This window comes from Streptomyces sp. NPDC006368 (genome assembly GCF_040612535.1).
Lineage (GTDB): Bacteria > Actinomycetota > Actinomycetes > Streptomycetales > Streptomycetaceae > Streptomyces.
On the sequence record NZ_JBEXQK010000037.1, the window covers coordinates 39,082 to 59,538 of the forward strand.

A 20,457-nucleotide genomic window follows, 5' to 3' on the forward strand; every position below is an offset into this window, starting at 1 on the left:
GGCCCACCCGCAGCCGCAGCACGCCAACTGCACGAAGGGGAAGCCATGACAGCGACGACCGACGGAAGCACCGGAGCCCTCGAGCCCCGAGCCCCCTCGGCCAGAACGACCACCACGACGATCCCCGGCGCGAGCGGGGTACGGGAAGCCGCCGCGCGTGCCGCCGAACGCTCCATCGCCCATCTCCTCGGCCGGCAGGACGCCGAGGGCTGGTGGAAGGGCGACCTGGAGACCAACGTCACCATGGACGCCGAGGACCTCCTGCTGAGGCAGTTCCTCGGGATCCAGGACGAGACGATCACCCGCGCCACCGCCCGGTACATCCGCGGCGAACAGCGCGGGGACGGCACCTGGGCCACCTTCCACGGCGGTCCGGGGGAGCTCTCCGCCACCGTCGAGGCGTACGTCGCGCTGCGTCTGGCGGGTGACCGGCCGGACGAGCCGCACATGGCGCGCGCCGCCGCCTGGGTCAGGGAACAGGGCGGCGTCGCCGCGTGCCGCGTCTTCACCCGCATCTGGCTGGCGCTGTTCGGCTGGTGGAAGTGGGAGGACCTCCCCGAGCTGCCACCCGAGCTGATCCACCTGCCGCCGTGGTTCCCGCTCAACATCTACGACTTCGGCCAGTGGGCGCGGCAGACCATCGTGCCGCTCACCATCGTCTCCGCCAAGCGCCCGGTCCGTCCCGCGCCCTTCTCGCTGGACGAGCTGCACAGCGACCCGCGCCGACCGAACCCCCCGCGCCCCCTCGCCCCGGCGAACACCTGGGACGGCGTCTTCCAGCGGCTCGACAAGGTGCTGCACGCGTACCACAGGGTGGCCCCGCGCCGGCTGCGCGGGGCCGCGATGAACGCCGCGGCTCGCTGGATCATCGAGCGGCAGGAGAACGACGGCTGCTGGGGCGGGATCCAGCCGCCCGCCGTCTACTCCCTCATCGCGCTCCGCCTGCTGGGCTACGACCTCAACCACCCGGTGATGCGCGCGGGCCTGGAGTCCCTCGACCGGTTCGCCGTCTGGCGTGACGACGGCACCCGCATGATCGAGGCGTGCCAGTCGCCCGTCTGGGACACGTGCCTCGCCACGATCGCGCTGGCCGACGCGGGCCTGCCGCCCGACCACCCGGCGCTGGTCAAGGCGGCCGACTGGATGCTCGGCGAGCAGATCGTACGGCCGGGGGACTGGTCCGTGCGCAGGCCCGGGCTCACCCCCGGCGGCTGGGCGTTCGAGTTCCACAACGACACCTACCCGGACATCGACGACACCGCCGAGGTGATCCTCGCGCTGCGCCGGGTGCGCCACCCCGACCCCGAGCGGCTCGACGCGGCCGTCCTGCGCGGCGCCCGCTGGACGCTCGGCATGCAGTCCGCGAACGGAGCCTGGGCGGCCTTCGACGCGGACAACACCAGCTCCCTCCCCAACCGGCTGCCGTTCTGCGACTTCGGCGAGGTCATCGACCCGCCGTCCGCCGACGTGACCGCGCACGTGGTGGAGATGCTGGCGTGCGAGGGCAAGGCCCATCACCCCCGTACGCGCAGGGGAATCGAGTGGCTGCTCGCCGAACAGGAGGCGAACGGCGCCTGGTTCGGACGCTGGGGCGTCAACTACGTCTACGGAACCGGGTCGGTGGTGCCCGCGCTGACCGCGGCCGGCCTGCCCGGCTCCCACCCCGCCATCCGGCGCGCCGTCGCCTGGCTGGAGTCCGTCCAGAACGACGACGGGGGCTGGGGCGAGGATCTGCGCTCGTACCGGGAGCAGGAGTGGGCCGGCCGCGGCGCCTCCACCCCTTCGCAGACCGCGTGGGCGCTGATGGCCCTGCTCGCGGCGGGGGAGCGGGAGTCCATGGTGGTGGAGCGCGGGATCCTCTGGCTCGCCCGGACCCAGGCGCAGGACGGTTCGTGGGACGAGCCGTACTTCACCGGCACCGGGTTCCCGTGGGACTTCTCCATCAACTACCACCTGTACCGGCAGGTGTTCCCGCTGACCGCGCTCGGCCGGTACGTCAACGGCGAACCGTCCGTCGGGGCGCTCGGCGGGGAGGGCTGATGACGGCCGCACCGGAGCCGTCACCATCCGACGCGGCCCCCGAAGCGGCCCGCGACACCGTCCCTGCCGCGCCGCCGCTGCTGATCGCCTGCGCGCTCGGCATCGAGCGCCTCGCGCTGCGCGGCCGGCGGCGCCACGGCCGCGCGTCCGGCCCGGTGACCGTGGTGCGTACCGGCATGGGTCCGGCGAACGCAGAGCGCGCGGTGGTGCGGGCGCTCGCCGGTGAGCGGCTGCGGGACGCCGCGGTCGTGGCGTCCGGCTTCTGCGCCGGCCTCGCCCCGGGCATGCGCCCCGGGGACCTGGTCGTCGCCGACGAGACCCGCGGCCCCGGCGGCCCGGCCGGCTGCACGGGTACGGACCTGCTGGTGGCGGCGCTGTCCCGGACGGTCCCCGGGCGCACCGTGCACACCGGTCCGCTCACCGGCTCCGACCACGTCGTACGCGGTCAGGAGCGGGCCGAGCTGCGCGCCACGGGCGCGATCGCGGTGGACATGGAGTCCGCCGCCACCCTCGGCAGCGCGCTGGGCGCGGGGCCCCGTCCGGTTGCGGCCGTCCGAGTGGTCGTGGACGCTCCAGAGTACGAACTGGTCCGCATCGGCACAGTGCGCGGGGGAATATCGGCGTTCCGCGTTCTTCGTGCTGTATTGCCCGCGCTTTACGACTGGCACCGTTCTTTGCTGCTCCCCAGGAGGTGAGCCAGATGGCCATGCCGCTTCGCCAAACCATCCGGGTCGGGACCTATCTTTTCGGACAGAAGCTCCGCAAGCGTGACAAGTTCCCACTGATCGTTGAGCTCGAACCCCTCTACGCGTGCAACCTGAAGTGCGAGGGGTGCGGGAAGATCCAGCATCCGGCCGGGGTCCTGAAGCAGCGCATGCCGGTCGCCCAGGCGGTCGGAGCGGTCCTGGAGTCCGGTGCGCCGATGGTGTCGATCGCGGGCGGCGAGCCACTGATGCACCCCCAGATCGACGAGATCGTCCGGCAGTTGGTGGCCAAACGGAAATACGTCTTCCTGTGCACCAACGCCCTGCTGCTCCGCAAGAAGATCGAGAACTTCACCCCGTCGCCGTACTTCGCCTTCGCCGTGCACATCGACGGGCTGCGCGAGCGGCACGACGAATCGGTTGCCAAGGAAGGCGTCTTCGACGAGGCGGTGGAGGCCATCAAGGAGGCCAAGCGGCGCGGCTTCCGGGTCACCACCAACTCCACCTTCTTCAACACCGACACCCCGCAGACCGTCATCCAGGTGCTGAACTTCCTCAACGACGACCTGAAGGTCGACGAGATGATGATCTCGCCCGCGTACGCCTACGAGAAGGCCCCCGACCAGGAGCACTTCCTGGGCGTCGAGCAGACCCGCGAGCTGTTCCGGAAGGCCTTCGCGGGCGGCAACCGGCGGCGCTGGCGCCTCAACCACTCGCCGCTCTTCCTGGACTTCCTGGAGGGCAAGGCCGACTTCCCGTGCACCGCCTGGGCCATCCCCAACTACTCGCTCTTCGGCTGGCAGCGACCCTGCTACCTGATGGCCGACGGGTATGTAACGACGTACCGCCGGCTCATCGAGGAGACCGACTGGAGCGCATACGGCCGCGGCAAGGACCCCCGCTGCGCCAACTGCATGGCGCACTGCGGCTACGAGCCGACCGCCGTCCTCGCGACCATGGGCTCGCTCAAGGAGTCCCTGCGCGCCGCCCGCGAGACGGTCTCCGGAAGCCATGGGTGAGCTGACACCGCAGCCCGTGGCGCCGGGGGAGCCCGCCCCGCCGGCCCGGGTGAGGTGATCAAGGCCGTTCCGGAGTCGAAGATCGTCGAGACCCTCATCGAGGACGTCATGAAGATCGCCGCGTCCATGGCGGACACCGGAGTCCCCTCGGGGCCGCCCGCCGTCACCGTGAGCTGAACCGACCAGAGAGGGGGCCGGAGCGTGACAATGCTGGAGAACATCCGGGGGCCGCGCGACCTGAAGGCAGTCGACAGCGCGAGGCTCGACGAACTCGCGGGGGAGATCAGACAGTTCCTCATCCGGGCGGTGGCCAGGACCGGAGGCCACCTGGGACCCAACCTGGGCGTCGTCGAGCTCACCATCGCCCTGCACCGGGTCTTCGACTCGCCCGTCGACCGCGTCCTGTGGGACACCGGCCACCAGTCCTACGTGCACAAACTGCTCACCGGACGCCAGGACTTCTCCAAGCTGCGCGGCAAGGGCGGCCTGTCCGGTTACCCGTCCCGCGACGAGTCCGAGCACGACGTCATCGAGAACTCGCACGCCTCCACCGCCCTCGGCTGGGCCGACGGCCTCGCCAAGGCCAACGAGGTTCTGAAGAAGGACGGCCACGTCGTCGCGGTCATCGGCGACGGCGCGCTCACCGGCGGCATGGCCTGGGAGGCCCTCAACAACATCGCAGACGCCCGGGAACGTCCGCTGATCATCGTCGTCAACGACAACGAGCGCTCCTACGCCCCGACGATCGGCGGCCTCGCCAACCACCTCGCCACCCTCCGCACCACCGACGGGTACGAGCGCTTCCTCGCCTGGGGCAGGGACGCCCTGCGGCGTACACCCGTCATCGGACAGCCCCTGTACGGCTCGCTGCACGGCGCCAAGAAGGGCCTGAAGGACTTCATCGCCCCGCAGGGCATGTTCGAGGACCTCGGCCTGAAGTACGTCGGGCCGATCGACGGCCACGACATCGGGGCCGTCGAGTCGGCGCTGCGCCGCGCCAAGCGCTTCCACGGGCCCGTGCTGGTGCACTGCCTGACCGAGAAGGGCCGGGGCTACCAGCCGGCCCTGGACGACGAGGCCGACCGGTTCCACGCGGTGGGCGCGATGGACCCGATGACGGCCGAGCCGCTCGCCTCCTCCGGCGGGCTCTCCTGGACCTCCGTGTTCGGTGACGAGATCGCCGCGATCGGCGCCGAACGGCCGGACGTCGTGGCCCTCACGGCCGCGATGCTCCAGCCCGTCGGGCTCGCGGCGTTCGCCGAGCGGTTCCCCGACCGCGTATGGGACGTGGGCATCGCCGAACAGCACGCCGCCGTCTGCGCCGCCGGGCTCGCCACGGCGGGGCTGCACCCGGTCGTCGCCGTGTACGCCACCTTCCTCAACCGCGCCTTCGACCAGCTGCTGATGGACGTCGCCCTGCACAAGTGCGGCGTCACCTTCGTCCTGGACCGGGCGGGCGTCACCGGCGCGGACGGACCCTCGCACAACGGCGTATGGGACCTGTCCCTCCTCCAGGCCGTCCCCGGGCTGCGGATCGCCGCCCCGCGCGACGCCGACCAGTTGCGGGCGCAGCTGCGCGAGGCCGTCGACGTGGACGACGCGCCGACCGTCCTGCGCTTCCCCAAGGAGGCCGTGGGGCCCGGTGTGCCGGCCGTCGGGCGGATCGGTTCCATGGACGTCCTGCACCGGCCGGACAGCGGCGAGCCGGACGTACTGCTGGTGGCCGTCGGCGTCATGGCGCCCGTCTGCCTGGCGGCGGCCGGACTGCTGGCCGAGCGGGGCGTCACCTGCACGGTCGTCGACCCGCGCTGGGTCAAGCCGGTCGACGAACGGCTCGCGCCGCTGGCCGCCGTCCACTGTCTGGTCGCCACCGTCGAGGACAACAGCCGCAACGGCGGCGTCGGCTGGGCGGTCGGGCAGGCCCTGCGCGACGCCGGGGTGGACGTACCACTGCGCACCTTCGGCGTCCCGGAGCAGTTCCTCGCCCACGCCAAGCGCGGCGAGGTCCTGGCCGACATCGGACTCACCCCTGTGGAGATCGCGGGACACCTCAGCGCCGCGGTGGCACGCGAGGAGAACGACGCATGAGCAGGAAGTTCGATCTGGCGGCGCTGCTCGCCGAGCGCGGCGCCGAACGGTACGAGCTGCACGCCCAGCACGTGAACCACCAGTTGCCGCGCATGCTCCGCACGATCGGCTTCGACAAGTTCTACGAACGGGCCGAGGGCGCCTACTTCTGGGACGCCGACGGCCACGACTACCTCGACATGCTCTCCGGCTTCGGCGTGATGGGTCTGGGCCGGCACCACCCCGTCGTCCGCAAGGCGCTGCACGACGTCCTCGACGCGCAGCTCCCCGACCTCATCCGCTTCGACTGCGGCCCGCTTCCCGGACTGCTCGCCGAGAAGCTCCTGTCCCACTCGCCCCACCTGGACCGGGCGTTCTTCGCCAACAGCGGTACGGAGGCGGTGGAGACCGCCCTCAAGTTCGCCCGGTACGTGACCGGCAGGCCACGCGTGGTGTACTGCGCGCACGCCTTCCACGGCCTGACCACCGGCTCCTTGTCGGTCAACGGCGAGGAGTGCTTCCGCGACGGGTTCTCCCCGCTGCTGCCCGACACCGCGATCGGCCTCGGTGACCTCGACGCGCTGGAGCGGGAGCTGAAGCGAGGTGACGTGGCGGCCCTGATCGTCGAACCGATCCAGGGCAAGGGCGTCCACGAGGCGCCCCCCGGCTTCCTGCGCGCCGCCCAGGAGCTGCTCCACCGGCACAAGGCGCTGCTGATCGCCGACGAGGTGCAGACCGGCCTCGGGCGGACCGGTGACTTCTACGGCTACCAGCACGACGAGGGCGTCGAGCCGGACCTGGTGTGTGTCGCCAAGGCGCTGTCCGGAGGCTATGTGCCGGTCGGCGCCACCCTCGGCAGGGACCGGATCTTCAAGAAGGTGTTCTCCTCGATGGACCGGGTGCTCGTCCACTCGGCCAGTTTCGGGTCGAACGCCCAGGCCATGGCGGCCGGGCTCGCGGTCCTGTCCGTCATGGAGGACGAGCAGGTCGTGGCCAACGCCCGGCGGACTGGCGAGGAGCTCAAGACGCGGCTCACCGCGCTGAAGGACCGCTACGAGCTGCTGCACGACGTGCGCGGACGCGGCCTCATGATCGGTATCGAGTTCGGCCGGCCGTCATCGCTGGGGCTGCGCGGCCGCTGGACGATGCTCCAGGCGGCCCGCAAGGGCCTCTTCGCGCAGATGGTGGTCGTACCGCTGCTGCGGCGGCACCGCATCCTCACCCAGGTGTCCGGCGACCGGCTGGAAGTGATCAAACTGATTCCCCCGCTGATCATCGGGTCGCGGGAGGTGGACCGTTTCATGGACGCCTTCACGGCCGTGATGGACGAGGCGCACGCCGGGGGCGGCCTCATGTGGGACTTCGGCAGGACCCTGATGGAACAGGCCCTGGCCAACCGCTGATTTTGCCTCCGGGGCAAGAAAATTGCCCTGGAGGTCATTTCCTGGCGCAATGGACGCATGCCCAGCTCGCCCGGGGAGCCGTCCCCGGAACCCGTGCCCGACCTGTTGCCGGACGTCGCGCCCCAGCTGCGCGCCCTGCGCCGCCGCCGCGGCCTCACCCTGGAGGCCGCCGCCCGGCGCGCCTCTCTGTCGCCGGCGCACCTGTCCCGGCTGGAGACCGGGCGCCGCCAGCCCTCGCTGCCGATGCTCCTGGGGCTTGCCCGCATCTACGGTACGACCGTCTCCGGGCTTCTCGGCGAGGTGGAGCCGGAGCGGGACCCCATCGTCCGGGCCGGGCGCACCGAGCCCGTCGAGGCCGACGGGTGGACGTACCACCAGGCGGGCGGCCCGGGCCGGGCCATGCAGGCGCTGCGCGTGAAGGTGCCGTACGAGAGCCGGGGCGACCTCGTCCGCGTTCACCCGGGGGAGGAGTGGCTGTACGTCCTGGAGGGGCGGGTGAGGCTCGCCCTGGGGGACGCCGTCCACGTCCTCGACCCCGGCGACAGCGCGCACTTCGATTCACTCACCCCGCACCGGATCGCCGCGGCCGGACGGGACGGGGCCGAGCTGCTCTTCGTCCATACCCTCCTGCAGAGCCCCGCCGCCGATCTCTGCCTCGGCGGCTGCGCCCCGCGCCGCTGACGGCGCCGCCCGCCGCTCACACCCGCGGTGGCCACCCGTCGCCCGCACCCGTCGTTCGCACCCGCCCGAGAGAGGCACCCGGCCATGTCCCAGGAGTGGAAGTTCCCGCGAGGGCTCGTCATCCGGCTCTTCGCGTATCTGGTGGCGGGCCACCTGTTCGCGGCGTTCCTCTATCTGCTGTTCGCGCTCGGGGCCGAGTAGGGCTCACCCCTCGTCGAGGAGCCGCTCGCGCAGTCGCTCGCGGGTCTCGGGCGCCAGCTTCAGGCCCTCGGAAAGGTACCGGTCGGTCGTGCCCCAGGTCTCCTCGATCGTCGCGAACGCCGTCGCCAGGTACTCGATCCGGGCGTCGAAGAGCGGGCTGAGCAGCTCCAGCACCTCGGGCGACATCCCGGAGGCGGTGGTGTCGCTGCGGCGCACCTTGTAGCGGCGGTGCGGGTCGTTCGACTTGAGGTAGTCCTCCTCGATCGCCTCGCGCTCGACGCCGAGCGCGAGCAGCGTCACCGCTATGGACAGGCCCGCCCGGTCCTTGCCGGCCGCGCAGTGCATCAGGGCCGGCACGCTGTCCTCGGCGAGGGCGTGCAGCACCCGGCTGTGCTCGGCGGTGCGGTCCTGGATGATCGCGCGGTACGCGTGCGACATCCGGGCCGCGCCCTTGCCGTCCGCCAGGATCTCGCGGAGCTGGTCGAGGTCCCCGTCGCGGACCATCCGCCAGAATTCGGCGCCGTCCGCCGGGTCGGAGAGGGGGATGTTCACGTTGCGTACGCCGGGCAGGGCCACGTCGGGGCCCTCCAGCCGCTGGTCGGCGGCGTTGCGGAAGTCGAAGATCGTGTGGAGTCCGAGGGAGCCCAGGAACGCCGCGTCCTCGCCGGTGGCGTGCGCGAGGTGGCCGCTGCGGAAGAGACGGCCGTACCGGACGCGCCGCCCGTCCACCGTCGGCAGTCCGCCCACGTCGCGGAAGTTGCGCACCCCGGTCAGTTCGGGCTCCTCGGTCGACGGGATGTGCGGCAGCTGCTGCGTCACGGGGGCTCCTCCGCGTCTGCCGTCGGCGCTGGTCGCCGACGATGTCGCGATCCGACGATACGACATCGATACCCCGGGCAATCATCTCCGTGCGGCCCGGAACGCCGTGCGGATACGCCGTGCGGAGACCGGGATGCAGGGGGTCGGCCGGGGCCGGAGCGGGCATGGCTCGCGCGGTGCGATTGGTCCGCCTTGCGCCGTTTGCTCCTTCTCGAGTGGCGCGGGCTCGGCGCCGGCCGGAGGCGCGGGCCGGCCTGGTGGTGTGGGCCGGCCCGGTGGCGTTGTCGGGGGCGGCCTTGTATGAATGCCGCGAAAGCGGACACTTCAGCGCTTTACCCCGCACTCCTGGGGGGATCGATTGCGAATGACGGTTCTGTCCGTATTGGGCTGTTCGGTATAACGTGCCCCAGTACCAAGGGAGATGGGACGGGGCACGTGAGCAGCGTCATAAGCGTGACGGTCCGTGGCCGGGAGCCGCGCGCAAATCCCTTGCCCGCAAAGGGGATACATGATCCGTAATCCACGGAGGGTGACCGTGATTCCGATGCGCCGGTCCGGAAATGAATGCCTTTCGGAAAGGCGTGGCTTGTTCGCGTCGACCCGACTGCTTTACGGTCACGGCAATCCGGCCGGACCGCCGAATCCTGCCGCCGGCCCGGAATTCGCACCCACTCACGCGTGGCAGGAGCGGGGGAACCAGGTAGTACGCCGATCCCGAAATCCCGGGACCGGCTTGGGGTGAAGTCGCGTCGACCACGCGACCGGGCATCTCCAGCCCGAACCCGACAGCTCACCTCGCAGGCGCCGGAGAGGAATTCGCCATGCCCGCGAAGGGTAAGCACCGCCGTCCCAAGTCCAGCACGATCACCCGTGGTTTCGTCGCCGCCGGTACCGGTGGCGCCGCCATCGCCATCCCGCTGCTCGGCGCCACCGGCGCCCACGCCGTGGAGAAGACCGCCGCGCCGACCGCCGCCCCGCAGCAGGTCGTCGCCGCCGCGAAGGCCGCGCCCCGCACGTACACCGTCGTCGCCGGCGACTATCTCGCCAAGATCGCCCACAACAAGAACGTCAAGGGCGGCTGGCAGAAGCTGTACAAGGACAACCGCGAGGTCATCGGTGAGGACCCCTCCCTCATCCTCCCGGGCATGAAGCTCACCCTCGGCGCCAAGTCCGCGGCCAAGCCCGCCACGGCCAAGCCCGCCGCGGCCAAGCCGAAGGCCGCCGACACCCGTGAGGAGACCCGCGCCTCCCGCTCCGCCGCCAAGGCCGAGGCCGCCCCGGCGCAGCCCGCCGCCGAGACCAGCGGTTCGGGCTTCACCGCCCCGGTCTCCGCCGGCGTCAGCACGCCCTACCGCGCCTCTGGCTCCATGTGGTCCTCCGGTTACCACACCGGTGTGGACTTCACGGCCTCCTCCGGTACCAGCGTCAAGGCCGTCGGCCCCGGCACCGTCGTCTCCGCCGGCTGGAGCGGTTCGTACGGCAACGAGGTCGTCATCAAGCACGCCGACGGCAACTACTCGCAGTACGCCCACCTCTCCTCCCTCTCCGTCTCCTCCGGGCAGAGCGTGAGCGGCGGCCAGCAGATCGGCCTGTCCGGCTCCACGGGCAACTCCACCGGTCCGCACCTGCACTTCGAGATCCGCACCAGCCCCAGCTACGGTTCGGACATCGACCCGCTCGCGTACCTCCGCCAGCACGGCGTCTCCATCTGAGACACCCGGCGGGCGTGAAGCCCGACCTCTGCCCGGCACCCCTGGTGCCGGGCAGAGGCGTATTCCGGCTTGGGCGAATCTTGACCGGTGGTGTTTCTCACCCTCCGTCAACCCCGCCTTACGGTCGCGTAGGTCACATCGATGGGTGAAAGATGGGTTCTCGTGGCAGACGATTCGACCTTCAGAGACAGTGACGCATTCGGGTCGTACGCGGCGATCGGTGACAGCTTCACCGAGGGCGTCGGAGACCCCGGTCCCGGTGGGACGTTCGTCGGCTGGGCGGACCGCCTGGCGGTGCTGCTCGCCGACCGGGTGCCGGATCCCGAGGCGTTCCGGTACGCCAACCTCGCCGTCCGCGGACGGCTCCTCGACCAGATCGTCGAGGAACAGGTCCCGCGGGCGAAGCAACTCGCCCCCGACCTGGTGACCTTCTGCGCGGGCGGCAACGACATCATCCGGCCCGGCAGCGACCCGGACGATGTGGCGGAACGCTTCGAGCGCGCCGTCGTCGACCTGACGTCCGCGGTGGGCACCGTCCTGGTGACGACCGGCTTCGACACCCGTGGCGTGCCGGTGCTGCGCCACCTGCGCGGCAAGATCGCCACGTACAACGGCCACGTCCGCGCCGTCGCCGACCGCTACGGTTGCCCCGTACTCGACCTCTGGTCCCTCAAGTCCGTCCAGGACAGGCGCGCTTGGGACGCGGACCGGCTCCATCTGTCCCCCGAGGGGCACACGCGCGTCGCCCTGCGGGCCGCCCAGGTGCTGGGCCTGCCGATCCCCGCCGACCCCGACCAGCCCTGGCCCCCGCTGCCGCCGCGCGGCACCCTCGAGGTGCGCCGCGACGACATCCAGTGGACGCGCGAGTACCTCGTGCCCTGGATCGGCCGCCGTCTGCGCGGAGAGTCGTCCGGCGACCACGTCTCCGCGAAGCGCCCGGACCTGCTGCCGCTGTAGGGCCCGATGGCGCTTCAGGGCCGGTGACCAGCCCGGGTCCCGGCCCGGAGACCGGGCCGACGCCCCGGCACGAACCCGTGGGCCCGGGCCCCGGCTTGCCGGCGGGCGGGCCGTCATGGCCCCGGCGTACTCCGTCACTGCCCGCGGGGCGACGGGCGGCCGGAACCGGGGACCGGCACGGAGCACGCGCGCGTTGCGCCCCCTCGCGCGGACCGGGTCGTGCCCCTCGTCGTACGCGCGCCGCGGGGGCCGTCGCACGGCGCGGCTGAAGCGCGTGCGCGGGCCGTGTGGTGGACGACCTTGCACGCGTACGACGTACGAGGCCTCCGCCGGATGCGATCCGCCCGGGGCCGGACATCCCGCTGTCACACCCCCCGCCCATAATGGAGGGACCCAAGCCCCTGGAGGTGCTGTGACCGGCGCTGACTCCACCCATCCGCTGCGTTCCCGGCTGCGCGCGCTGCGGCCGGCCGCCTTCGGCGCGGACCCCGCGGGAGAGCGGATGGAGCGGATCCGCCGCTCGCCGAACTTCGCGGACGGGGTGTTCCAGAACCCGGTGAGCGCCCGGCACAGACCGTCCGGCTCGGCCGTGGAGTTCGCGAAGGTCTACTTCGAGAAGGAGGGGCGCCGTCGCCGTGCCCCGGCCGGCCCCATCCCGGTGCACGCCACCACCGCCGCCGACCTCGCCCGGCCCCCGGCGAGCGGACTGCGTCTGACCTGGATGGGACACTCCAGCGTGCTCGCCGAGATAGACGGGCGGCGCGTGCTGTTCGACCCGGTGTGGGGCTCCCGCTGCTCACCGTTCTCCTTCGCCGGCCCCCGGCGGCTGCACGCCGTGCCGCTGCCGCTCGCGGCACTCGGCCCCGTCGACGTCGTCGTGATCTCCCACGATCACTACGATCACCTGGACCTGCCGACCATCCGGGCGCTGGCCGCCACGGACACCCTCTTCGCGGTGCCGCTCGGTGTCGGCGCGCACCTGGAGCGCTGGGGCGTGCCCGCGTCCCGCCTGCGGGAGCTGGACTGGCACGAGTCCACGGAGGTCGGCGGTGTCCGGCTGACCGCGACCCCCGCCCGCCACTTCTGCGGACGCGGCCTGCGCAACCAGCAGCACACCCTCTGGGCGTCCTGGGTTGTCGCCGGTCCGGAGCACCGCGTCTACCACAGCGGTGACACCGGGTACTTCACCGGCTTCCGGGACATCGGCGCCGAGCACGGCCCGTTCGACGCCACGATGATCCAGATCGGTGCGTACAGCGAGTACTGGCCGGACATCCACATGACCCCGGCCGAGGGGATGCGCGCCCACCTCGACCTCCAGGGCGGCGGCCCGTCCGGTGTGATGCTGCCCATTCACTGGGCCACGTTCAACCTCGCCCCGCACCCGTGGGACGAGCCGGGCGAGGGCACGGTCGCGGCAGCCGCCGACGCGGGCGCCCGCATAGCCCTGCCGCGCCCGGGCGAGCCGTTCGAGCCCGCGGGGACCCTCCCCGTGGAGCTCTGGTGGCGAGCGGTGTCGGCACCCGTCGCCCGCCCCTCCCGCCGCCCGAAGGACGCCGCTCCGGAGGTCGTCCGGGACGAGCTCGACCTCGCGGGCGGCCGGTGACGCCGACGGGACGGATAACGCCGGCGGCGTAGCCCACCGCTCACCGCCCACCCGCACCGCTCACTACTCGCGCGGAAGCGGACAGCCGCCGCCCCGCGTCCGCCGGAACCCCCGCGTACCGGAGAGCCCCCGGCGGACGCGCGACCGGGACGCCGCCGCACGCGATCGAGGCGCCGTGACGCCCGTTCGCGCGGTGTCCTGAACAGTCCCGAACACCTCTGGCCGTTGTCACCGACCGCGGCCCGGCGAAGACTCTGTGTTGCCCCGGCCGACCCGGACACCCGGCCGGCCGATCGGTGGGGCGCACCCCGCGTCGCGGGGAGGACCGCCCAGTGGTGCGGTCCGGCGCCCCGGCGCAATCGACAGAGAACACCCGACGGAAGGGACATCGCCATGAAGACCGTACGTGGGCTGGCCGACCGCATGCTGGAACGCCTGGTGCCGCAGGAGACGGCGAGCGCCTGCACCGGCTACTGGATCCCCCGGTGCATCACCGGCTCGTGCGCCAACTACAGCAGGTACACGCAGCGCGTCTGGTCCTGCGACCTCAACAGGCGCGAGTTCCTGTTCTGCGGCTGCTCGTAAGCCGGGGCCCGCCCCGACTCCGTGAACCCCTGCGGAGTCGGGGCGGCCCCCTCCCCTCGGCATCCCGGCGCCGTCACCTGCCGCCACCGCCGAGGGGACCGCTCCACCTCGGGCACCGTGCACACACGTCCCGTGGCCCGGCCCGCGCCAGGGCCGGGCCACGGATCTCTCCCCGGGAGACCCAGTGGAATTCGTCTCGGCGCTGAGCCAGGCCTCGCTCGTCCTCGTCTTCGCAGCAGCATTCCTCGGCAAGATCAGGAACGCGGCGTCGTTCCTCGCGTTCCAGGACGCCGTGGCGGCACTGGGCCGGGTCCCCGCCGCACGGGCGGGCGTCCCCGCGGCGGCAGTCGTCTTCGCGGAAGCGGCGACCGTGCTGCTCCTGGCCGTTCCGTGGCCGCACGGCGACCGGCTTCCGGCCGTCATCGGCCTCCTGACGGCGATCGGGCTGCTGGCCTCGTTCACCTACGCCATCGCCCGCGCCCTGCGTGCCGGAACACGCGTGGCCTGCCGCTGCTTCGGCACCTCGGCAGGGCCCGTAGGCCCGCCCCAACTCGTACGCAACGCCGTGCTCCTCGTGGTGGCGGTGGCAGCGCTCCCCGGAGTGGCGGAGAGCGGGCACCTGTCCTGGCAGGCCCGGTTCGCCGCCTGGCTGTGCGGGGCGACGGCGGCTCTCGTCCTGGTGGTGGGAGACGAACTGGCGGCGCTGCTGCGATCCGTCCCCACCGCCCCGACCCGTACGCGCACCTGAACCCTCTACCGAGAAGAGGCCGACCATGGTCTACCTGGCCATAGCCCTGGTGGTTGTCGCCGCGCTCTGCGCACTGGACCTGATGCTGACGCTCGCGGTCCTCCGCCGGCTCCGGGACCGGCCCTCCGCCGCCCCGGTCCTCACCGAGGAGGGCGGTATCGCCGTGGGCGCGGTCGTGGAACCCTTCGCCACCCGGTGCTCCGAGGGCGTGCGGCTCACGGAAGGCGACCTCACCGACGGCGCCGTGGTGTCGTTCTTCACGCCGGGCTGCCAACCGTGCCGGGACAAGCTGCCCGGCTTCATCGAGAAGGCCACCGCGCTCCACGGGCGCCGCCAGGTGATCGCCGTCGTCGTGTCGGGCAGCGGTGAGCGGCAGCACGAGGACGAGGCCCGTGCGATGGCCGAGCGCCTCGCGGCCGTGGCGCGGGTGGTACGGGAGGAACCCGACGGCCCCTGTACGACCGCGTTCGGCGTCCGCGCCTTCCCCTCCCAGTTCGCCGTCTCGGCTCCGGGCGGGGAACCGCCCATGGTGGCCGCCGTCGGGGACTCGGTCCTCACCGCCGTACCGGCCGGGCGGGCATGAGCCCCGCCCCGGGGACCGCCGCACCGCCCCGTACGGCGCCGCTCCACCGCGCCGTGATGCCGGCCCTCGGTCTCGCCGTCCGTGCCACTCCCTTCATGTTGACCGCGTATCTGGCGGTGACCCTGGTCGGCGCCGCGGCACCCGTGGTGGTCACCTGGCTGGTCAAGGACATCCTGGACGGGCTCGCGGCGGGCACCGGTGTACGAGAGGTCTTCGCCCCCGCGTTCTCACTGGCCGTCACCGGCGCGGTGATGGCCTGCGCGCCCCAGCTCACCGCCTACCTCCAGGCCAGGATGACGCGCGCGACGAGCCTTCTCGTCCAGGAGCGACTGCACGCCTCCGTCGACGGCTTCGTGGGACTGCGCCGCTTCGAGAACCCGGAATTCCTGGACCAGCTCAGGCTGGCGCAGCACGCCGGGGGACTGGCCCCCTTCCAGGTGGTCCAGGGGGTGGCGGGCGTCGTCCGCAGCTCCGTCCTCCTCGCCGGTTTCATCGGTTCCCTCGCGGTCCTGCATCCGTTGCTCGCCCTCGTCGTGTCGCTGTCCGGTGCCCCCGTGCTCTGGGCGGAGGTCATGCTCAGCCGCCGGCGTGCCGCCACCTTCTGGGAGATCAGCCCCACCGAGCGCCGGGAGCTCTTCTACGCCGCCCTGCTGTCGAGCGTGGAGGCCGCGAAGGAGATCCGGCTCTACGCCGCGGGGCGCTTCCTGCGGGAGCGTCTGCTGGGCGAGCGACGCAAGGCCGACGCTCTCCGGGAGCTGATGGACCGCCGAGAGCTGCGCGTGCAGTCGTTCCTGCAGGTGGCCGCCTCCGTCCTGGCGGGGACCGCGCTGCTGTGGGCGGTCGAGTCCGCCGCACGGGGAACCATGACGGTCGGCGACGTCTCCCTGCTGCTGGCCGCCATCCCCGCCGTCCAGAGCGGCATCGGCGGGCTGGCCACTGAGACCGGGCAGGCGCACCACTCCCTGATGATGTTCGACCACTACGTCACCGTCGTGGGGCTCGGCCCCGACCTCCCCACCCCCCGCCGCCCCGCCCCGGTCCCGCCTCTGCGTGACGCCATCGAACTGCGGGACGTGTGGTTCCGCTACGAGGAGGGGATGCCCTGGGTGCTGCGCGGCGTCGACCTGCGGATCGAGGCGGGGAAGGCCCTGGCGCTCGTGGGGGTCAACGGCTCGGGGAAGTCGACGCTGGTGAAGCTGGTGTGCCGGTTCTACGACCCCACCCGCGGCCGCATCCTCTGGGACGGCACCGACCTTCGCGACATGGAGCCGTCGGAGCTCCGGCGACGCGTCGCGGCCACCTTCCAGGACCCGATGCGCTACGAACTGACCGCCCGGGAGAACATCGGCATCGGCGACCTGAGCGCCCTCGACGCACCCGGCCGGTGCGAGAAGGCGGCACGGCTGGCGGGCCTGCACGAGGACATCGCACGGCTGCCGCACGGATACTCCACCCTCCTCAGCCGCACGTTCTGGGCCGAGGACGACCACACATCCGGTGTGCAGCTGTCCGGGGGGCAGTGGCAGCGGATGGGCCTCGCGAGGTCGTTCCTGCGCGCGGACGCGGACCTGCTGATCCTCGATGAACCCAGCTCCGGCCTGGACCCGGCCGCCGAGTACGAGATCCACACCCGGCTGCGGGCCCGCCGCGCCGGACACACCAGCGTGCTGATCTCGCACCGGCTCGGCGCGGTCAAGGACGCCGACACCATCGCGGTCCTGGAAGGCGGGCGGATCACCGAACTCGGGGACCACGCACACCTCCTGGGCCACGGCGGCACCTATCACCGGCTGTTCACGCTCCAGTCCCGTGGCTACCGCGAACGGACGGACGACACCGCAGGTGAGGAGGCGGACGTGGCACACCCCCTCTCCCTGCCCGGCCAGGGCTCATGAGACGGTCGGCGAAGGGGGGCTCCGGGCGCGCGGCGGCGGTGACCGTCACCGCGCTCGCGGCCCTGGGCCCGACGGCGGCGTTCCTGCTCCGCCGCCGCTGCACCCTGCTCGACGTCAGCGGCTCCAGCATGCTCCCCACCTACCGCGACGGGGACCGGCTCCTGGCGCTCAGGGTGCCGGTACGCCTGGTGCGCCGGGGGGCGGTCGTCGCCATCCGGATGCGAGCGGCGGACGCCCCGGCCCATCCGGCCCGAGCGCAAGGGCAGGACATCACCCCCGGGGACCCCCTGCCCACCTGCATGATCAAACGCGTCGCCGCCCTTCCCGGGGACCGGATGCCGGGGCCGCCCTCCTCGACGGACGTCGTCCCGGCCCGCCGGGTGTTCGTCGTGGGCGACAACCACGAGGCCAGTTACGACTCACGCCATACCGGCCCCGTGCCGGTCGACCTGCTCACCGCGGTGGTCCTGTGCCGGATCCGCCACGGCGCCACCACGCGGAACGCGGACCACCGTGCGAGGTGAGGGCGACGGCCGCCACCCGCCGCCGGGGAGGGATCAGGGGCCCGAGCCACCCCGGGCCGTCCGCGCCGCCGCGGCCGCGTCGCGAGCCCGAGCCGCGGCCACCTGGTCACCGGCCAGCGCATGCGCCCTGGCCAGGGTTTCCAGGCCGGTGGCCAGCCACGTCCGGGCGCCGATCCGCCGCCACAGTCCGACGGCGGCCTCGGCGCGTCGGCGGGCCTGCGCCGGACGGCCGACCGCCAGCTGCGCCTCCGCCAGCGCGTACAGCGTGGCCGCCTCGCCCCACAGGTTGCCGAATTCGCGATACGTCCACAGGCTCCGGGCCAGCAGCCGGCGGCCCTCGCGAGCGGCGCCCTGGCGCACCAGGACGTCCCCGAGCCAACAGGTCGCGTGCGTGGCGCCCAGCCGGTCGCCGAGGTCCTCGCTGATCGCGGCGGCCAGCCGGAAGGAGTCGGCGGCGGGGGCGTGGGCGCCGAGGGCGCGATGGCTCTGCCCCAGGCACCGCAGGGCCTGCGCCTCGCCGGGCCGGTAACCCTCGCTCCGGCTCACCCGCAGACACTCCGTGAAGTGCTCCATGGCCGCCTCGACACGGCCATGCTCCAGGTCGATGACGCCGATGCCGTTGGTCGCGTAGACGAGACAGTTGACGTTGCCGGCGGCCCGGGCCAGCTCGGCGGCCTCTTCGAACCGCCGCACGGCCGCGGCGTACTGGCCGAGGAGCCGGTGCACGTACGCGAGCCCGGCCGTGGCACTGGCCCGGTACGACGGCCCCAGCCCCTCGGCCAGCAGCAGGGCCTGCTCGAAGTGGGCCAGCGCCTCCGGATAGCGGTCGAGAACGGTGGTGAGTTCGCCGAGGCAGCGGTGGAGCTGGGAGGCGCTGCGCTTGTCGCCGACGTGCAGCGCCGCCTTCAATGACCGCTGCTGCAGCCGCTCCCAGTCGTCGAAGTGACTGCCGACCTGGAAGAGCGTCGTCAGCGCCGTGGCCAGCCCGGCCGCCGGTGCGGTGTCCGCCCTGTCCAGCGCCTGGTCCGCCACGCTGATGAGGAACTGGCGTTCCTCGGTGAACCAGGCCAGTGGGTCGACGAGGAGCTGGTCCGTGTCCGTGGGGGAGAGCCGCCAGGAGACCAGGTCGGTCTGCGAGACGCCCTGGAAGTCGACGCTGAGCGTGTCCGCGGCGAGGTCGGCGAGATGGAGGCTCGTGCCGAGGAGCCGGGTGAGGGCCGCGGCGCGCTCCTGCCGTCCGACCTCGCGCCGGGCCCGCTCGCGGCCGAGCACCCGCACCAGGTCGTGCAGTTGATAGCGGAACCCCGTCGCCCCGACGGCCCGGACCCCGACGAGATGTACCTCCACCAGGTCATCGAGCACGTTCTCCGCTTCGGACAGGTTCACGCCCAGCAAGGCGGCCAGGGCCCAGGCGGCGAAGTCCGCCATGGGCAGCAGCGAGAGCAGGCGCAGTGCGTGCTGTGTCGTCGGTGCCATTCCCCGGTAGGTGAGTTCGATGCTCGCCCGTACGGCGATGTGTCCGACGGCCAGCTCGTCCAGCTTGCGCTGCTCGTCGGCGAGCGCCCGGGCGACCTTCTCCAGCGGCCAGTGCGGCCGCGCGGCCAGACGGGCCCCGGCGACCCATACCGCGAGGGGAAGCCCGCCGCAGGTCTCGACGATGGAGCGCGCCGAGCCCAACTCCGCGGCGGTCCGGTCGGGGCCCAGCATCCCGCGCAGCAGGGCCAGCCCGGTGGCGGAGTCCAGTACGCCGAGGGGAAGCCGGTGCCCGCTCATGTCGGCCAGCGTGGTCCGGCTGGTGACGACGGCGGCGCAGCGCGCGCCGTTGGGAAGGAGGTCGCTCACCTGCCGGGCATCGGCCGCGTTGTCCAGGACGATCAGCGTCCGCCGCTGGGCCAGCAGGGTGCGGTAGAGGTGGATGCGGCTGGTCATTTCGGGGGGCACGGCGCCTCCGCGAACGCCGAGTGCGCGCAGGAACGCGCCCAGGACCGTGAACGGCTCGGCCGGTTCGTCATCGAACCCCCGCAGGTCCACGTACAGTTGGCCGTCCGGGAAGCGCGAGGCCAGCAGGTGCCCGGCGCGTACGGTGAAGGCCGTCTTGCCGACACCGGCGGGACCGGTGACCAAAAGGATCACAGGCCCCGGTCCCTCCTGGTCCAGCGCCCGGCATCCCCTGCTCAACTCGTCCTGCCGACCGACGAACAGGGACTGGTCCGCCGGAAGCAGGCAGGGCACGAGCTGCCGGCCGGTCCCCCCGCCCTCATCCTCGTCACCCCGTCCGGCGGCGAGGCCCGGCAGCGCCTGGGCCGACCAGGGCACGTCCTCCGCTCGTGCGGAGCTCTCCCGCCGGGCCAGCGCCGCCCGCACCTCGACCCACTCCTTCACCGTCGCCGGGTCAGCGCCGCACGCCCGGACCAGCGCCGCCACCACGTCCTCTCTCGGCAGCGATCCCCGGCTGAGCGCGCTCGCCAGCGTGCTCACCGGCAAGTGCTCGCCGACCTTTCGAGCCTTGCGCTCCAACGCCCGGTAAGAGAGGCCGGACCGGTTTTTCGCCGTACGCAGCAGGGCGACGAACTCGGCGGCGGTCCGGGCGTTACTGGGCACGGGTAACGGCGTAGTCACAAAGGGTCATGCTACCCATTCCGGTGAACGCCCGACCAGCCTGCGATATCGGCCGGACCGGCGTCCCGCACTCCCCTCGTGCCGCGTCTCACCGCAGGTCGCGGGCGCGTGGAATGCGCCGCTCATCGCCCGGTGGGCGGTCTGCGTGGCGGGTTCGTGAAGTGCGCGAACGTGACAGGGGCAACGCGTACAGGGCGCGATATCGGCCATTCCGCAAGCGCGATTCCCCGGAGGGTCCCGGGCCTCCACCGAACTGCCGCCGGACTTCTCGCGCGTTGCTTTTCCTCACCCCGC

At 72.5% G+C, this 20,457-nt stretch carries 17 protein-coding genes, 1 pseudogene and 1 riboswitch; of the genes and pseudogenes, 16 read left to right on the top strand and 2 right to left on the bottom strand.

Going from position 1 to position 20,457, the window contains the following annotated elements:
• Window positions 1-45: 45 nt before the first annotated feature.
• The 8 genes and pseudogenes from shc (at window position 46) to ABZZ38_RS23590 (ending at window position 8,115) form a co-directional block, all read left to right on the top strand.
• Complete coding sequence (gene shc, locus ABZZ38_RS23555; RefSeq protein ID WP_356743167.1) at window positions 46-2,040, top strand: squalene--hopene cyclase; 1,995 nt, start codon at window positions 46-48, stop codon at window positions 2,038-2,040.
• Window positions 2,040-2,735: a 1-hydroxy-2-methyl-2-butenyl 4-diphosphate reductase gene (locus ABZZ38_RS23560; RefSeq protein ID WP_356743169.1), complete on the top strand. Its 696-nt coding sequence runs from the start codon at window positions 2,040-2,042 to the stop codon at window positions 2,733-2,735. Before shc ends, ABZZ38_RS23560 begins: the two co-directional genes overlap by 1 nt.
• A 5-nt stretch (window positions 2,736-2,740) precedes the next feature.
• On the top strand, window positions 2,741-3,763 hold the full coding sequence (gene hpnH / locus ABZZ38_RS23565; protein WP_356743171.1) for an adenosyl-hopene transferase HpnH: 1,023 nt from the start codon (window positions 2,741-2,743) through the stop codon (window positions 3,761-3,763).
• 48 nt (window positions 3,764-3,811) lie between these two features.
• Window positions 3,812-3,940: pseudogene (locus ABZZ38_RS23570) on the top strand (4-hydroxy-3-methylbut-2-en-1-yl diphosphate synthase); the annotation flags it as partial.
• A 24-nt stretch (window positions 3,941-3,964) separates the two neighbouring features.
• Window positions 3,965-5,851 carry a 1-deoxy-D-xylulose-5-phosphate synthase gene (dxs, locus tag ABZZ38_RS23575; protein WP_356743173.1) on the top strand — a complete coding sequence of 629 codons (1,887 nt, stop codon included), beginning with the start codon at window positions 3,965-3,967 and terminating at the stop codon, window positions 5,849-5,851.
• Complete coding sequence (locus ABZZ38_RS23580) at window positions 5,848-7,233, top strand: aspartate aminotransferase family protein (RefSeq protein WP_356743175.1); 1,386 nt, start codon at window positions 5,848-5,850, stop codon at window positions 7,231-7,233. Before dxs ends, ABZZ38_RS23580 begins: the two co-directional genes overlap by 4 nt.
• A 57-nt stretch (window positions 7,234-7,290) precedes the next feature.
• A complete protein-coding gene (locus tag ABZZ38_RS23585) occupies window positions 7,291-7,914 on the top strand; it encodes an XRE family transcriptional regulator (RefSeq protein ID WP_356743178.1) in 624 nt (207 codons plus the stop codon).
• Window positions 7,915-7,998: 84 nt separating this feature from the next.
• Complete coding sequence (locus ABZZ38_RS23590) at window positions 7,999-8,115, top strand: DUF6126 family protein (protein WP_356743181.1); 117 nt, start codon at window positions 7,999-8,001, stop codon at window positions 8,113-8,115.
• Window positions 8,116-8,118: 3 nt separating this feature from the next.
• On the opposite strand, the gene ABZZ38_RS23595 is transcribed toward ABZZ38_RS23590, so the two are convergent.
• Window positions 8,119-8,934 carry a tyrosine-protein phosphatase gene (locus ABZZ38_RS23595; protein WP_356743184.1) on the bottom strand — a complete coding sequence of 272 codons (816 nt, stop codon included), beginning with the start codon at window positions 8,932-8,934 and terminating at the stop codon, window positions 8,119-8,121.
• Between the two features lie 655 nt (window positions 8,935-9,589).
• Window positions 9,590-9,751: riboswitch (cyclic di-AMP (ydaO/yuaA leader) on the top strand.
• 4 nt (window positions 9,752-9,755) lie between these two features.
• Here ABZZ38_RS23595 and ABZZ38_RS23600 point away from each other — a divergent pair.
• The 8 genes from ABZZ38_RS23600 to ABZZ38_RS23635 all read left to right on the top strand — a co-directional run bounded on the left by ABZZ38_RS23600 (window position 9,756) and on the right by ABZZ38_RS23635 (window position 17,544).
• The gene (locus ABZZ38_RS23600) at window positions 9,756-10,646 is read left to right on the top strand and encodes a LysM peptidoglycan-binding domain-containing M23 family metallopeptidase (RefSeq protein ID WP_356743189.1); all 891 of its coding nucleotides are present in this window, start codon (window positions 9,756-9,758) and stop codon (window positions 10,644-10,646) included.
• Between the two features lie 141 nt (window positions 10,647-10,787).
• Entirely contained in the window at window positions 10,788-11,603 is an 816-nt protein-coding gene (locus ABZZ38_RS23605) for an SGNH/GDSL hydrolase family protein (protein ID WP_356743194.1), read from the top strand.
• A gap of 412 nt (window positions 11,604-12,015) precedes the next feature.
• Complete coding sequence (locus tag ABZZ38_RS23610; RefSeq protein WP_356743198.1) at window positions 12,016-13,209, top strand: MBL fold metallo-hydrolase; 1,194 nt, start codon at window positions 12,016-12,018, stop codon at window positions 13,207-13,209.
• A gap of 393 nt (window positions 13,210-13,602) precedes the next feature.
• Window positions 13,603-13,794 (top strand): hypothetical protein, encoded by a 192-nt coding sequence (locus tag ABZZ38_RS23615; RefSeq protein ID WP_356743200.1) that lies wholly within the window; start codon window positions 13,603-13,605, stop codon window positions 13,792-13,794.
• Between the two features lie 184 nt (window positions 13,795-13,978).
• Entirely contained in the window at window positions 13,979-14,542 is a 564-nt protein-coding gene (locus tag ABZZ38_RS23620; RefSeq protein ID WP_356743202.1) for a MauE/DoxX family redox-associated membrane protein, read from the top strand.
• Between the two features lie 25 nt (window positions 14,543-14,567).
• Entirely contained in the window at window positions 14,568-15,125 is a 558-nt protein-coding gene (locus ABZZ38_RS23625) for a hypothetical protein (RefSeq protein ID WP_356743204.1), read from the top strand.
• Window positions 15,126-15,220: 95 nt separating this feature from the next.
• On the top strand, window positions 15,221-17,020 hold the full coding sequence (locus ABZZ38_RS23630; RefSeq protein WP_356743206.1) for an ABC transporter ATP-binding protein: 1,800 nt from the start codon (window positions 15,221-15,223) through the stop codon (window positions 17,018-17,020).
• Window positions 17,017-17,544 carry a S26 family signal peptidase gene (locus tag ABZZ38_RS23635; RefSeq protein WP_356743208.1) on the top strand — a complete coding sequence of 176 codons (528 nt, stop codon included), beginning with the start codon at window positions 17,017-17,019 and terminating at the stop codon, window positions 17,542-17,544. The genes ABZZ38_RS23630 and ABZZ38_RS23635 overlap by 4 nt, the downstream gene beginning before the upstream one ends.
• 33 nt (window positions 17,545-17,577) lie before the next feature.
• Here the strand turns inward: ABZZ38_RS23635 and ABZZ38_RS23640 are convergent, their stop codons facing one another.
• On the bottom strand, window positions 17,578-20,145 hold the full coding sequence (locus ABZZ38_RS23640; RefSeq protein ID WP_356743210.1) for a tetratricopeptide repeat protein: 2,568 nt from the start codon (window positions 20,143-20,145) through the stop codon (window positions 17,578-17,580).
• Window positions 20,146-20,457 lie beyond the last annotated feature (312 nt).

What these genes read in the sequence shown, in the direction of transcription:
- shc (WP_356743167.1), top strand. Translation starts at nt 46, where the DNA reads ATGACAGCGACGACCGACGGAAGCACCGGAGCCCTCGAGCCCCGAGCC.
- ABZZ38_RS23560 (WP_356743169.1), top strand. Translation starts at nt 2,040, where the DNA reads ATGACGGCCGCACCGGAGCCGTCACCATCCGACGCGGCCCCCGAAGCG.
- hpnH (WP_356743171.1), top strand. Translation starts at nt 2,741, where the DNA reads ATGGCCATGCCGCTTCGCCAAACCATCCGGGTCGGGACCTATCTTTTC.
- ABZZ38_RS23580 (WP_356743175.1), top strand. Translation starts at nt 5,848, where the DNA reads ATGAGCAGGAAGTTCGATCTGGCGGCGCTGCTCGCCGAGCGCGGCGCC.
- ABZZ38_RS23585 (WP_356743178.1), top strand. Translation starts at nt 7,291, where the DNA reads ATGCCCAGCTCGCCCGGGGAGCCGTCCCCGGAACCCGTGCCCGACCTG.
- ABZZ38_RS23590 (WP_356743181.1), top strand. Translation starts at nt 7,999, where the DNA reads ATGTCCCAGGAGTGGAAGTTCCCGCGAGGGCTCGTCATCCGGCTCTTC.
- ABZZ38_RS23600 (WP_356743189.1), top strand. Translation starts at nt 9,756, where the DNA reads ATGCCCGCGAAGGGTAAGCACCGCCGTCCCAAGTCCAGCACGATCACC.
- ABZZ38_RS23605 (WP_356743194.1), top strand. Translation starts at nt 10,788, where the DNA reads ATGGGTGAAAGATGGGTTCTCGTGGCAGACGATTCGACCTTCAGAGAC.
- ABZZ38_RS23615 (WP_356743200.1), top strand. Translation starts at nt 13,603, where the DNA reads ATGAAGACCGTACGTGGGCTGGCCGACCGCATGCTGGAACGCCTGGTG.
- ABZZ38_RS23625 (WP_356743204.1), top strand. Translation starts at nt 14,568, where the DNA reads ATGGTCTACCTGGCCATAGCCCTGGTGGTTGTCGCCGCGCTCTGCGCA.
- ABZZ38_RS23630 (WP_356743206.1), top strand. Translation starts at nt 15,221, where the DNA reads ATGTTGACCGCGTATCTGGCGGTGACCCTGGTCGGCGCCGCGGCACCC.
- ABZZ38_RS23635 (WP_356743208.1), top strand. Translation starts at nt 17,017, where the DNA reads ATGAGACGGTCGGCGAAGGGGGGCTCCGGGCGCGCGGCGGCGGTGACC.